General features: G+C 66.6%; 13 protein-coding genes and 1 pseudogene. 6 read left to right on the top strand and 8 right to left on the bottom strand.

What is annotated here, in order from left to right; translation table 11 throughout:
- The gene (locus FHJ30_RS16335) at positions 1-639 is read right to left on the bottom strand and encodes a TrkA family potassium uptake protein (protein WP_171059109.1); all 639 of its coding nucleotides are present in this window, start codon (positions 637-639) and stop codon (positions 1-3) included.
- 40 nt (positions 640-679) lie between these two features.
- The gene (locus tag FHJ30_RS16330; protein ID WP_139030318.1) at positions 680-2113 is read right to left on the bottom strand and encodes a TrkH family potassium uptake protein; all 1434 of its coding nucleotides are present in this window, start codon (positions 2111-2113) and stop codon (positions 680-682) included.
- Positions 2114-2217: 104 nt separating this feature from the next.
- Between FHJ30_RS16330 and FHJ30_RS16325 the strand changes: the two genes are divergently transcribed.
- Positions 2218-3429 carry an acetoin utilization protein AcuC gene (locus FHJ30_RS16325; RefSeq protein ID WP_139030317.1) on the top strand — a complete coding sequence of 404 codons (1212 nt, stop codon included), beginning with the start codon at positions 2218-2220 and terminating at the stop codon, positions 3427-3429.
- A gap of 8 nt (positions 3430-3437) precedes the next feature.
- Here the strand turns inward: FHJ30_RS16325 and FHJ30_RS16320 are convergent, their stop codons facing one another.
- Entirely contained in the window at positions 3438-3941 is a 504-nt protein-coding gene (locus FHJ30_RS16320; RefSeq protein ID WP_139030380.1) for a hypothetical protein, read from the bottom strand.
- A 153-nt stretch (positions 3942-4094) separates the two neighbouring features.
- Here FHJ30_RS16320 and FHJ30_RS16315 point away from each other — a divergent pair, with 153 nt between their 5' ends.
- Entirely contained in the window at positions 4095-4691 is a 597-nt protein-coding gene (locus tag FHJ30_RS16315; protein ID WP_139030316.1) for a helix-turn-helix transcriptional regulator, read from the top strand.
- A gap of 81 nt (positions 4692-4772) precedes the next feature.
- Here FHJ30_RS16315 and FHJ30_RS16310 read toward each other — a convergent pair whose 3' ends face one another.
- The gene (locus tag FHJ30_RS16310) at positions 4773-6110 is read right to left on the bottom strand and encodes an alpha-hydroxy acid oxidase (protein WP_139030315.1); all 1338 of its coding nucleotides are present in this window, start codon (positions 6108-6110) and stop codon (positions 4773-4775) included.
- Between the two features lie 99 nt (positions 6111-6209).
- Between FHJ30_RS16310 and FHJ30_RS16305 the strand changes: the two genes are divergently transcribed.
- Positions 6210-6917: a FadR/GntR family transcriptional regulator gene (locus FHJ30_RS16305; protein ID WP_139030314.1), complete on the top strand. Its 708-nt coding sequence runs from the start codon at positions 6210-6212 to the stop codon at positions 6915-6917.
- Positions 6918-6924: 7 nt separating this feature from the next.
- Here FHJ30_RS16305 and FHJ30_RS16300 read toward each other — a convergent pair whose 3' ends face one another.
- The gene (locus tag FHJ30_RS16300) at positions 6925-7959 is read right to left on the bottom strand and encodes a LacI family DNA-binding transcriptional regulator (RefSeq protein WP_139030313.1); all 1035 of its coding nucleotides are present in this window, start codon (positions 7957-7959) and stop codon (positions 6925-6927) included.
- A 218-nt stretch (positions 7960-8177) separates the two neighbouring features.
- Here FHJ30_RS16300 and FHJ30_RS16295 point away from each other — a divergent pair, with 218 nt between their 5' ends.
- The gene (locus FHJ30_RS16295; protein ID WP_139030312.1) at positions 8178-9629 is read left to right on the top strand and encodes a Gfo/Idh/MocA family protein; all 1452 of its coding nucleotides are present in this window, start codon (positions 8178-8180) and stop codon (positions 9627-9629) included.
- A gap of 27 nt (positions 9630-9656) precedes the next feature.
- Positions 9657-9787 (top strand): annotated as a pseudogene (locus FHJ30_RS21935) (NAD-dependent epimerase/dehydratase family protein); the annotation flags it as partial.
- Between the two features lie 219 nt (positions 9788-10006).
- On the opposite strand, the gene FHJ30_RS16285 reads toward FHJ30_RS21935, so the two are convergent.
- The gene (locus tag FHJ30_RS16285; protein WP_240793737.1) at positions 10007-10861 is read right to left on the bottom strand and encodes an SDR family NAD(P)-dependent oxidoreductase; all 855 of its coding nucleotides are present in this window, start codon (positions 10859-10861) and stop codon (positions 10007-10009) included.
- A 235-nt stretch (positions 10862-11096) separates the two neighbouring features.
- Here FHJ30_RS16285 and FHJ30_RS16275 point away from each other — a divergent pair, with 235 nt between their 5' ends.
- The gene (locus FHJ30_RS16275) at positions 11097-11312 is read left to right on the top strand and encodes a hypothetical protein (protein ID WP_139030311.1); all 216 of its coding nucleotides are present in this window, start codon (positions 11097-11099) and stop codon (positions 11310-11312) included.
- Here FHJ30_RS16275 and FHJ30_RS16270 read toward each other — a convergent pair.
- Positions 11279-12094, bottom strand: a complete 816-nt coding sequence (locus FHJ30_RS16270; protein ID WP_139030310.1) for a hypothetical protein — start codon at positions 12092-12094, stop codon at positions 11279-11281. The genes FHJ30_RS16275 and FHJ30_RS16270 overlap by 34 nt on opposite strands.
- A gap of 32 nt (positions 12095-12126) precedes the next feature.
- A complete protein-coding gene (locus tag FHJ30_RS16265; protein ID WP_139030309.1) occupies positions 12127-13191 on the bottom strand; it encodes a spore photoproduct lyase family protein in 1065 nt (354 codons plus the stop codon).
- Positions 13192-13211: the final 20 nt, after the last annotated feature.

Here is a 13211-nt window from a genome sequence, read left to right as displayed (position 1 = left end):
TCAAGGCCGGGCAGCGAACCGTTCCAGCAGGTCCACGTGGCCGGACACGATCAGCATGTCCCGGGAGGACACCTTGGTCTCCGGACGGGCATACGTGAAGTCCTCGCCGGGCGACTTCACGCCCACGATCGTCACGCCGTACTTGGAGCGGACCTTTGACTCGTCCAGGGTGAACCCCACCGTTTCGCGCGGCGGGTACATTTTCACGATCGCGAAGTCGTCGTCGAACTCGATGAAGTCGAGCATCCGGCCGGACACCAGGTGGGCTGCCCGGACGCCGGCGTCGGCCTCCGGATAGATCACATGGTTGGCGCCGATCCGCGTGAGGATCTTGCCGTGCGAGGGGGTAATCGCCTTCACCCACAGGTGCTCGATGCCTAGGTCCACCAAGTTGACAGTGATCAGCACGGAGGACTCGATGGACGTGCCCACGCCCACGACGGCGGAGCTGAACTCCTGTGCGCCGAGTTGGCGGAGCGCATCGATGTTGGTGGCGTCGGCCTCCACCACGTGGGTCAGCAGCGGGGCCCACTTCTGCACCAGGGACCGGTCCCGTTCAATGGCCAGGACTTCCCGGCCCTGCTTCACCAGTTGTTCTGCCGTGGATGAACCGAAGCGGCCCAGCCCGATCACCAGCACTGGAGCGTTGTGGGCGGGGCGCCGTGGGGCGTCTGGGGAACTAGCCAATGATGGGCCTCTCTTCGGGATAGTGGTACAACTGGCTGCGCTGGCGGAGGGCCAGGGCGGCCGCAAGGGTCACGGTGCCGACGCGGCCGGCGAACATCAGGCCGGCAAGGACGTAGACGCCCGCCGGCGCCACCTCCGCGCTGAGGTTGGTGCTGAGCCCCACGGTGGCGAAGGCTGAAATGGTCTCGAACAGCACCCGGTCCAGGGACGCCCCGCTGATGTGCAGCAGGAGGAAAGCGGAGACGGACACCAGGGTGGCGCCAGCCACAATCACGGAAATCGCAACGCGCATGGTGCCCTGCGGGATGGTCCGGCCGTACACCTGCACGTCGGCGTCACCCCTGGCCTCCGCCACAATCGCCAGGAACATCACGGCGATGGTGGTGACCTTGATGCCGCCGGCGGTGGATGCCGAGCCGCCGCCGGCAAACATCAGCGCGTCGGTCAACAACATGGTGGTGGATTCCATCTGGTTCTGGTCCACCAGGTTGAAGCCGCCGGAACGCATCATGACGGAGGCAAACAGGGAGTGCGTCACCTTGTCGCCCAAATTCATGGTTCCGATGGTCCGCAGGTTGTCCCACTCCATCAAGGCCCACAGGAAAGTGCCGGCAAACAGGAGGATGAAGGACACCTGGATGGTGAGCTTGGTATGGAGGTTCCATTTCTTCCAGTTAAGCCCGTTCTGCTGCAGGACCATCACCACGGGGAAACCGAGGCTGCCCAGGAAGACGCCGAGCATCAGCGGCACCAGGATCCAGAGGTCCGTTTCGTAGGGCACGATGCCGTCCGAATGCGGGGTGAAACCTGCGTTGTTGAAGGCGGAGATGGAGTAGAAGATGCCGTGCCAGACTGACTGCCAGAACGGCTCACCCAGGGTGAGGAACCGCGGGACCAGGGCCAGCGCCAGGATCCCTTCGATCACCACCGATGTTGTGATGACGATCCGCAGCAGGGTGCCCACCTCGCCCAGGCGGCCTGCGTTGTTCATGGATTCCGCCGCGATGATTTTGCCCCGCACGCCCAGCCGCTTGCTGACCATCAGGGCCAGCAACGAGGCCAGCGTCAGCGTGCCCAGGCCTCCGATGAAGACGCCCACCAGGATCACCAGCTGCCCGAAGAAGGACCAGTGGACCGCCGTCGACACCACCGTCAGGCCGGTGACGCACACGGCCGAAACAGCCGTGAACAGCGCCTGGTGGATCGGGGTGGGGGTGCCGGCGGCGGAGGAGACCGGCAGCGAGAGGATGAGGGTGAACACCAGGCACACGGCGGCGAACACGGTCAGGGCGAGCCTGGCCGGGGAGGTGTTCGCGATGTCGTCAATGAAGTCGCGCAGCCGCGTAAGGATCCAGAGGCCTTCCCGCTCCTGCGCTGCGGGATGCCAGCTGGCCGGGTTCCGGGGCCTCGACTGGCTTTGCGTCATGTGTGGCTTTTCCTCGGTCGAAACTGCTTCCCTCAGTAGTAAACCACTAATGCCGGCGTAATGGCCGGGCAGGAGGGGCTGCCGCCTCAGGTAGCCTGTGATTGATGACATACCTCCCGGGTCTCAGCCAGCCCGCGCCCCCAACGGTGGTGGCGTGGAGTTCCGACATGACCGCCTACAATTTCGGCCCGGGCCATCCGATGGCGCCGGAGCGGATGGACCTGACGGCCCGCCTGGCCGGCAGCCTCGGATTGTTCGGCCTGGACCACGTTGCGGTGGAAGCGCCCGAAGTGGCGGACGACGCCGAGCTGGAGTCAGTGCATTCCGCGGACTTTGTTGCGGCGGTCCGCAGGGTCAGCGCCAACCCCGGCGAGCCCGACGAAGCCCGCGGGCTGGGCACTGAAGATGATCCCGCCTTCGCGGGCATGCACGAGGCCGCAGCCCGGCTCGCCGGCGGTTCGCTGCTGTCCGCCTCCCGGATCCTGGACGGCTCCGCGCTGCACGCGGTCAACTTCGGCGGCGGCATGCACCATGCCGCCCGCGAGCGGGCCAGCGGGTTCTGTATCTACAACGACGCTGCACTTGCCGTGCAGAAGCTGCTCGACGGCGGGATTGGCAAGGTGGCGTACATCGACGTCGACGCCCACCACGGGGACGGGACGGAGAGCATCTTCTGGAATGATCCCCGCGTGCTCACCATTTCGCTGCACGAGAGCGGCCTCACGCTCTTCCCTGGGACGGGATTCGCCAACGAGATCGGCGGTCCGCAGGCCGAAGGGACAGCGGTTAACGTAGCTCTGCCCTCGGGGACGGGGGATGCCGGCTGGCTCCGGGCGTTCCACGCGGTGGTGCCGCAGCTGGTGGCCGCTTTCCAGCCGGAGGTGATCGTCAGCCAGCACGGGTGCGATTCCCACCGCAACGACCCGCTGACCCACCTCAACCTCAGCGTCGACGGGCAGCGCGAGGCCGCATCCGCCGTCGGCAATCTTGCCGCCCGCCACTGCGGCAACCGCTGGATCGCCACCGGGGGCGGCGGGTACAACGTCACGGACGTGGTCCCGCGGTCTTGGAGCCACCTGATTGCCATCGCGTCAGGGCGGCCCGTGCCGCTGCGAACGCCCGTCCCCGAGGACTGGCGCGCCTATGTGCTGGCGAAGTTCGGCACGGACGCCCCCCTCCTGATGGGCGATGACGTGGAGCTCTGGTGGCGGTCCTGGGAAGTGGGCTTCGACCCGAACGATGCCGTGGACCGGACCGTCATGGCTACGCGGAAGTCCGTCTTCCCGCTGCATGGGCTGGACCCGTGGTTTGACTGACTACGGGGTCAGCTGCTGGGCTTTTCCGTCTGGAACACCACCCCGGCGGCACCGATGAGCCAGCCCAGCAGGGACAACGCGAACGCGCCGATCAGGTCTGTGGATGCGGTCTCCTTGGCCAGCCAGAGGAGCAGGACAGCCAGGCCCACCGCGAGGTAGACCACGATGGCAGCGACGATCCGCCCCGACAGCCTGGCCGTGACCTCGGAAGGATTGAAGGCCACGGTGCTGGCCGTGGTCCCCGGTCCTGATGGCCTGCCCGGCTCGCGCTGGAGCTCGTCCCGGCGGACCTCGGCGATGGTGAATCCTAAGGCTGACGCTGTCAGTGAACTCAAGGACGTGGCGAGCACTCCGGCCGCCGTGACCAGGGCTCCGTTGAGGGGCGGCGCGACCGTCCGCCCGTCCGGCACCCAGAATCCGACGCGCAGCAGCACCGCGCCCCAGACCGCTACAAAAAGGCCCAGGAACACGAACGCGATGATGTTGAACAGTTGCTGGCGAAGGAATTCCATCACCACCCACCCCTCTAGGCCAGTGTGGCCGCTGCCGGGATATTTGGGCAGCAGTGACACCGTTCTAGCACTGCCGCGAAACCTGGGCAATGGGACCGATACCGGCCGAAATAGTTGATGCCTTTCGGCGTATATGTCGCTAGGGTGGGAGGCATGGTGACAGACGACGTATTTGCCGTCATAGCGGAATCGACCCGGCGGGACATCCTGGTCTCCCTCCGTTCCGGAGACAAGGCCGTGGGCGAACTGGTGGAGGAACTGGCGGCCAGCCAGCCCACTATCTCCAAGCACCTCAAAGTCCTTCGCGAGGCCCAGCTGGTGAGCATGAGGGCACAGGGCCAAAAGCGCTACTACGCGCTGAACCGTAAGCCGCTGGAGGGGATCGCCAGCTGGCTGGAAACGCTCGACGTCGGTTCGGCGGCGCCGGCGCCAGCAGCGGCAGCCAGCCCGGCCCCGGCCGCAGCCACTGAAGGCCAGCAGCCTGAAGCTGCCCCCGCACCGGCCCGAAAGGCGGCAGCCGCACACAAGGAGCCCGCTACTGCCGGGGCAGTGGCGGCCGAGGCCGTGTCCGCCGGAGTCCTGGCGCCGGCCGGGGCAGAGCTGAGTCCCGCCGTCGTGATTCCTGGCGGAACCTCGGCGCCGCTGAGTGACGACAGCGTCCCCCAGCAGATCGGCCGGACCGTGGGCCGCGCCGCCACCAAGGCAGCCGACCTCCTGGCCAACCTGCCCAAGTTCGGCCGCAAGAAATAGCCGCCAACCCCAAGTAGGTAGCGCCAAGTGTCGTTTTGAACCGTCAAAACGACACTTAGCGCTACTCAGTTGGGCGGGCGCCTACTTGTTGAGCACCCGCACGTGGTCCGGGGTAAGTTCCGAGACCTTGCTGACGCCCAGCAGCGCCATGGTGCGGGCCATGTCCTTCTCGAGGATCTGCAGCGTGCGGTCAACTCCGGCCCGGCCGCCCGCCATCAGGCCGTAGAGGTAGGCGCGGCCGATCAGCGTAAAGTCGGCGCCCAGGGCCAGGGCTGCCACGATGTCCGCGCCGCTCATGATGCCGGTATCCAGGATGATCGCCGCATCTGTGTTGTCCGCGGTGAACGCCTGTTTGACCTCGGGGAGCAGGTGGAAGGGGATGGGTGCCCGGTCCAGCTGGCGGCCGCCGTGGTTGGACAGGATGACGCCGTCCGCGCCGTGGTCAACAACCCGGCGGGCGTCCTCAACGGTCTGGATGCCCTTGACCACCAGGTTGCCCTTCCAGGTTTCGCGCAGCCAGTCCAGGTCCTCGAAGGTGAGGGTGGGATCGAACATCGAGTTGATCAGGTCCGCCACCGTGCCGGTGTACCGCGAGAGCGAAGCGAAGGTCAGCGGCTCGTGCGTGAGGAAGTTGAACCACCACGCGGGACGGTAGGACGCATCGAGAACCGTCTTGAGGGTCAGCGCCGGCGGGATGGTCATGCCGTTGCGGACATCGCGGAGGCGGGCACCGGCCACAGCGGTGTCCACAGTGACCATCAGGGTATCGTTGCCGGCCTTGGCGGCCCGCTCAATCAGTTCCAGGGAGCGGTCGCGGTCCGTCCACAGGTACAGCTGGAACCAGTTGCGGCCGTTCGGGGCGGCGGCGGCAACGTCTTCAATGGAGGCCGTGCCCATGGTGGACAGGGTGTAGGGGATACCGGCGGCCTCTGCTGCCTGGGAGCCGGCGTACTCGCCCTCGGACTGCATCATCCGCGTGAAGCCGGTGGGCGCGATCCCCACCGGCAGGCGGGACGGCTTTCCCAGGATCTCGGTGCTGAGGTCGATCGCGGAGACGTTCCGCAGGATGCCGGGCCGGAATTCGATGTCCAGGAAGGCCTCGCGTGCCCGGCGGAGGGTGATTTCGCCTTCGGCGGCGCCGTCCGTGTAGTCAAAGGGCGCCTGCGGGGTGCGGCGCTTGGCGATGTCCCGCAGTTCCCAGATGGTGCTGGCCCGCTTGAGCCGGGCTTCCTTGCTGAACCCTGGCTTCTTGAACTGCATCAGCGGTGCCAGGTCCGAGTACTTCGGGACGCGGCGCTTCAGCGCTGCCGGCACACCAGCGGCGGCCGGTGCGGCGGCCGGCGCGGCCGCGGCCGGAATGGCAGTCGCGTCCGGTGCGGGTGTCGTTTCCGGATTGTTGGGCTGGATGGTGTGGGTCATGGCGTCCTCCATTGGGCGGGCAGGTCCGCATCCGGGACCTCCTGTGGTCTAACCACACTGTAGGCTATGTGGTCCAACCACATCAAGTACCATTTCCCTATGCGGACGCACCAGCTTGTTTTGTCATGGATCGAGGAAGAGCTTTCCGAGGGCAGGCTGGCCGTGGGCGGCCGCCTCCCGGCTGAGCGCACGCTGGCGGAACAGCTGAAGGTGTCGCGAACGTCCGTGCGCGAGGCGATCAGGATCCTTGAAGCCATGGGCGTGGTCCGGGCCGGGGTCGGCTCTGGCCCGGAGGCGGGGACCGTGGTCATTTCGGATCCGACGGCGGCCCTTGGCTCCGCCCTGCGGCTCCACGTTGCCACCCAGCACCTCCCGGTAGCTGACATCGTGGAGACCCGGGTGCTCCTGGAGTCATGGGCGGCGTCCAAGGCCAGGCCAGATGCGCCGGAGCTGGCGACGGCCGGCGCGCTGCTGGACGAGATGGCCGAGGAGGGGCTCGCCGTGGACGACTTCCTGGCCCTGGATGTCCGTTTCCACCTTGCCCTGGCGGACGCTGCCGGCAATGCCGTAGTGAGCGCCATGATGGGATCGCTGCGCGAATCCATCCAGGGGTATGCCGCGCAGCTCACGTCCAACCTCCCCGACTGGGAGGACACGGCCTCGCGGCTGAAATCGGAGCACCGCGCCATCCTCGCGGCGATCAGGAATGACGACGGCGAACGCGCGGCAAAGCTCGTTGCTGCCCACATCCAGGGGTACTACAAGGAAGCGGGGCTGAATCCGGCGGAGGTCCGGCCGGCTCCGTGAAGGGGCGTCAGCCGTGCACCGCAGTGCGGGCGGCTTTGGCCGGGCCTGTGCTGGCCCGCACTTCGAGCCGCGGCTGGTAGCGGCTGCCGGGAGCCTGGCTTTCTTCGTTGCGGATGAGGGCCCGCAGCTGGTGCCAGGCCTGCGCCCCAAGCTCAGTGATGGGAACCGCTGCCGTGGTGAGCGCCGGCGTCGTGTATTGGGCAAAGGGGATGTCGTCGAACCCGGTGACGGAGATGTCGCCGGGGACGTCCAGGCCGCGTTCGTGCAGCCCGCTCATCAGGCCCATGGCAACGAGGTCGTTGAACGCCAGGATCCCGGTGGCGCCGCTCTCCAGCACCGCGTCCACTGCCCCATGGCCGGTATCGAAATCGGAGCCTCCTTCGAGCATGGTGACCTCAACCTGCGGGTGGGCGGCCTTGAACGCCTCCAGGCCTTGGAGCCTGAGGTTGTTGGAGGCGCTGCGGGGAGGCCCTGCCAGGAAGGCGAGGCGCGTATGGCCGAGCTCCACCAGATGTTCGGCGATGGCCTGCACGCCCTGGCCATAATCCACCACCAGGCTTGGGACATCTGCGGCTGCCGTGGTGCGGTTGATGAGCACCAGCGGGCGCAGTGAGGGGGCAATTTCCTCCAGTTCGGCGTCGCTCATGCGCGGTGCGCACAGGACCAGGCCGTCGCAGCGCCTGCGGGCTTCACCCGCAAGGATTGACTCCTTGCTGGAGACTTCGAAGGAGTCCGCGATCAGGACACGGTAGCCGTCCTCGGCCGCCGCACGGCTCAGCCCACGGAGGATGGCCTGGAAGGTGGGGTTGGCCAGGTCCGGCACCACGATGCCGATGGTGTCGGTCTTGCCGAGGGCCAGGCTTCGGCCCACCGGGTTGGGCTGGTACTTGAGTTCAGCCGCAGCCGCCCTCACTCGGGCAGCGATCTCAGGGTCAACAGTGAAGTTGCCGTTCATGACGCGCGAAACCGTGGCGTGCGAGACGCCCGCCTTCACGGCAACATCCGCGATGCCGATCCGGCCGGAAGCCGATTTCCTGACCATGGCTGGCCCCTTCCTTTGCGTCGGAGCCGGCAGGCCTGGGCGCAGTTCCGCTGGCAGGGGGACCCGGCCAACTCCGTGTCGACGTTCTCGTCAAATCATGCAGTGAGTGACAGCATATAACGGGATGGGAAACCGATTTCTCTCCTGTTCCCGATTCCGCCGATCTTCACAGAACAGCGGCCCAGCGGGCCGGTCTTAAGCCTTCGAAAGGGACCCTCATGGTCAACACAGCCGAGTCGACTTCTGCCTCAGAGGCCCGGTCCGAGTCCGCGGAGAGCATCGGGGCTGCTCCCGCCGCCGGCGCTCGCGCTCATCAGGACGGCAGGGCCCGGATCGCCCTGATCGGGACCGGCGGCCGCTCCGAGATGTACATCCGCGCCATCTTCGGCAGGCACGCCGATACTGCCGAACTCATCGCGTTTTCCGACGTGAACCCCGGCCGCGTGGAGTTCTACCAGCAGCTCATCCAGGAACTCGGTGCCCCGGGACCCGTCGCTTCCTTTGATCCGGCGGACCTCACCGCGTTCATCCAGGCCAACAACATCGACCGCGTCATCGTCACGACGCCGGACTACACGCACGCAGATTACATCGTGGAGGGACTGCGCGCCGGTGCCGACGTCGTCGTCGAAAAGCCCCTCACCATTGACGCCGAAGGATGCCGCCGCGTCACCCAGGCAGTGCAGGAGACCGGCCGCAACGTGGTGGTCACCTTCAACTACCGCTATTCGCCCCGCAACAGCGCGCTCAAGGAAGTCATCCAGAGCGGCGTGATCGGCAAGGTCACTTCCATCGACTTCAGCTGGGTGCTGGACACCGTGCACGGGGCGGACTACTTCCGCCGCTGGCACCGGGAGAAGAAGAACTCCGGCGGGCTGCTGATCCACAAGGCCTCCCACCACTTCGACCTGGTCAACTGGTGGATCGATGACGTGCCCGAGCGTGTCTTCGCCTCAGGCGGGCTGAAGTTCTACGGCGACAAGAACGCAGCGGAGCGCGGCCTCGGCCCCAGGCCGGAACGGGGAACGCCCGACGCCGATGCCCCGGCCCACGAGAAGGATCCGTTCGCGCTTGACCTAAGGGAGGACCAGCGGCTCAAGGCGCTGTTCCTGGACAACGAACATTTCGACGGCTACCGCCGCGACCAGGACGTCTTCACCGAAGGCATCACCATTGAGGACAACCTTGCGCTGGTGGTGGAGTACCAGGGCGGCCCGCGCCTGAGCTACTCCCTTAACGCCCACAGTCCCTGGGAGGGCTACCGCGTGGCGGTCAACGGCACTGAAGGCCGCGCCGAGCTGGAGGTCGTGGAACGTGCCGCGGTCCTTAGCACGGACAAAAAGACCGTGGTGGATCCCAGCGCCACCCCCATCGAGGAAGACGGCGCCATCCGCCGCAACGGTGAACGTTTGGTGGTCCAGCGCCACTGGGAAGCAGCATATGAGGTGCCCATCGTTAACGGTGAGGGAGGCCACGGCGGCGGCGACGACCTGCTCCTCTCCGACCTCTTCAACGGCCCGGCCGAGGACCCGCTGGGCCGTCCATCGGGGTACCTGGACGGACTGCGCTCCGTTTCGGTCGGCATCGCCGGCAACCGCTCCCTTGAGTCCTCCCTGCCCGTACGCATCGAGGACCTGGATCTCGGCGTCGACCTCCGCCGCGGCAAGTGACCGGCCCCAGAACCTGAAGGAACAACAATGAGCAGGATCTTCGTCACCGGCGGCTCCGGCCGGCTGGGCGAAGGGTCGTTGCCGGGCTTGCAAGGAAGGGCCACCAGGTCATTTCCGTGGACCGCGACGCCGTCCCGGCGGACCAGCTTCCGGCCGGCAACCCTGCCCAAAACCGCTTCCATAACCAAAGTCTTCCACCAGGGTCTGATCAAGGCAGCCACCCGGAAGCCCTAGATGGAAAACGATTACCCGCCGGGCCCGCGACGTTGCGCGATGGGTGGCGGAAGGGCGGCCGTGCGTTGGCGGGAACGGCGTGGCCCTGGAGCATTGGGGTTCGCTGGACCATAAGGAGTTTGGGGACCACGCGCTTCAGCTGTTCACCGGGCGTGGGCAAGGTCCGCGCACGCCTCCCACAGGCGCTTGCGGGCGTGGGGATCCGCTCCCATGCCGGGGGTGGGGAGCTCCTTGCGCTTTGCCCAGAGCTTTCCGGAGAGTACCGCTGTTTCCGGTGCAGTGGCGAGCCAGAGCGCTGTGTCTGCCCCCTTTTCGGCGGGCGCGCCGAAAGTGTTGGTGATCCAGCGGAAGGGGCCGCCGACGTCCTGCAGCAACGAGGTGTTCTTGACCAGTCCGGGGTGGACCGCATTCGCCACCACTCCGGAGCCCTGAAGGCGCTCAGCGAACTCCTGGGTGAGGAGGACCCGTGCGAGCATAGTGGGCGGCGTGGACCGCAGGTAGCTGTACTTGCCTTTGGCCGTCTGAAGGTCGTCGAAGTGGAGCCTGGTGTTGCCGTACTTGGACGCAACATTCACAATCCGGGCGCTTCCACCTGCCAGGGCGGCGTTCTTGAGGGCGTCCAGCAGCAAGCTGGTCAGCAGGAAGTAGGCCATCACGTTGGTGGCGAATGTCAGTTCGAGCCCGTCGGGGGTCACCTGGCGCTCCTTTCGGAAGACGCCCGCGGCGTTGACCAGCACGTCGAGCCGGTCATGGCGTGAGAGGAACCCGGCCGCCGCAGCACGTATCGACGACTGGACGGACAGGTCACAGGCCAACGGCTCCAGCATGGCTGAGGGGGCGAGGGCGCGGATGGCTTCCATCGCTTCCTCCGCCCGGGCCGTGGAACGGCCCACCACCACCACCCGGGCGCCTTGGCGTGCAAGGCCGGTTGCAACAGCTTGTCCCAGGCCGCTTCCCGCCCCTGTCACCAGTGCCACGGTCCCGTTCATGGAAGTCATTGTCCTCGCCTCCTCTGGCTTTGTCCTGCCAAGTGTCCCGGGGTCAGCGCACGATTTTGAAGTTGAAGGCAGGCGTGCCGAGCACGCCCCAGAGGCGGAGCCACACGGGCAGGAGCTACCGACAGTTCCTCACGAAGGACGCCCTTGCCACGGCCTACGTGCAAGGGCGCGCGGACGCCTGGTTCGCCCGCATGCGGCAGGCAGCGGAGGAGCCCGCCACTGCGGCCGCAAATTGATGGCTGTTTTCGGGGTGCTCGCCTCCGACGCAGGTGCCACGGATCCCAACCAGCTCGCCGACGAACTCCTCATCGTCCTTAACGGCGCATATGCCACCGCTGCCGTCCTTGACGGTGCCACCTTCGGCCAGCGCGCGGTCAGGCTTGCCCGGCTGTTGATCGACGATGCCTGCCCACGCCTTCAGGCTCCGGCTACAGGCAGCACCATCAGGTAGCCGGCCGGCAGCTCGCTGCTCCAGCGCCGCGGCTCGCGGACCACGAACTGCGTGGCCAGCTCTTCGGGGGTGAGCAGGCTGTTGGGTGCGGGCGACGGGCCCCACTGGCCGCTGCCGTGCGGGTAGAGCGGGTCCTGGACGCGAACGCCAGTGACTGCGAAGTCCTGGAACCGGGCGGGATCACCGATCGATTCGAACCCGCTCATCACCCACGCATGGCGCCCGCGCCACATGACCAGTCCCACCGGGCGGCCTGTCTCGGCAATGGCGCGTGCCGCCGTCTGGAGCGCCGTACCGTAGTCGGCGATGCTGACCACCGTGTATGGCCCCATGCCAACCTCCGTCAGCACCTGCCCCCACCCGAGGGGGTTGGCGCCGTTGAACGAGTTGGACGACCGGGCCCGGGCCATCTCCCACAGTTCGCCCTGCTGCGTGGAGTCCGCCCACGTGCCGCCACCCGTGTCGTCAATGAGGTTGTGGGCCATCTGGATGCTCGCCGCCACACACCAGTCAAAGGTGTACTGCGGCACGAAGTCGCCCTCCTGGTAAAGGTTGAGGGCGAACGGCTCGGGGACGGGCGGCGGCGCGGCAACCGGCGGAGGGGCGGCAGGAGGCGCTGATGACGACGGCGGGGCGGCGGGACTCGCTGATGCCGGCGCCAAGGAGGCCGGGACCGCTTGCCCGGTAACGGCGTCGTCAATGCCGACGGCGGGCGTGCAGGCCCCGAGGAAGGCGGCCAGGACAACGAGCCAAGCCAGGAGACGGGGGCGGACACCGGTCATGCTTCAGTCTAGCGCCGCCCGGCGGCAGGCCCTCAGAAGGCGTAGCGGATGCGGCAGTACGGTGCGATCTTCCCAATCAGCGCGGTCAGTTGGCGCACATAGCCGGCTTTGGTTCCGGAGCGGTAGCGGACGTTGGTGAAGCCGTTGGACGAGACCTTGGATTCCTGGAGGTCCGGACGCCACAGGACGCTCTCGGCCTGGGGATGCCAGCCCAGGTTAACCTCGTGGAGCCGTTCGTTGTGCGTCAGGAAGATGACTTCCGCCGCAAGCTGGGACTTCGCAGCGGCACTCAGCGTTGCGTCGAGTTGGCGCAGCAGCTCTTCCCAGTCGCTGAGCCAGGTGTCGGTGATGATGACGGGGGAGAAGTTCACGTGCACCTCGTACCCGGCGTCGACGAAGTCGTTGATGGCGGCCATCCGTTCAGCTACCGGTGAGGTCCGGACATCAATCGACTTCGCCAGAGCCGCGGGCATCAGGGAAAAGCGGATCCTGGTGTGGCCGCCGTGGTCCCAACCCAGCATCGCCGGGTTCACGTACTTGGTGGCAAAGGACAGCTTGGCCGTAGGCAAGTCGCGGAAGAGCGTGACCAGGTCCTCCACATTGTCGCTGACCAGGGCGTCCACGGAGCAGTCGCTGTTCTCGCCGATGTCGTAGACCCAGAGTCCCGGATCGCACTGGTTGGGCTCGAGCTTGATGCCCTGGCGGGTAACGTGCCGCTCCAGGAACCCCGCAATCTGATCGATGTTTGCGAAAACGGTCATGGGATTGCTGTAGCCCTTGTGCCGGGGCACGTAGCAGTAGGCGCATGCCATGGCGCAGCCGTTCGCAGTTGAGGGTGCGATGAAGTCCGCGGACCGGCCGTTGGGCTTGACGGTCAGCGCTTTTTTGACGCCGAGGACCAGGGCTTCCGTTTTGATCCGGGACCACCGCGGCACGTTCGTTTCATCACCATGCACATCCGGGATGTTCCAGTGGTTCTCGACGAGCAGCACGTCGGCGTCCGGCCAGCGTTCCACGATTTCCTTGCCCCGGAGAAGTTCCAGGGCGGCAGGCTGCGCGTAGATGCGGCGGATCTGCAGCAGCCGGTTGAAGTCCATAAGCCCATTCTTGCAAGATG

Origin of the sequence: Arthrobacter sp. BB-1 (genome assembly GCF_006151685.1) — a bacterium.
Classification (GTDB): Bacteria; Actinomycetota; Actinomycetes; order Actinomycetales; family Micrococcaceae; genus Arthrobacter.
The sequence above is the reverse complement of the archived record's forward strand: the minus strand, read 5'-3'. Positions and strand labels throughout refer to the sequence as shown.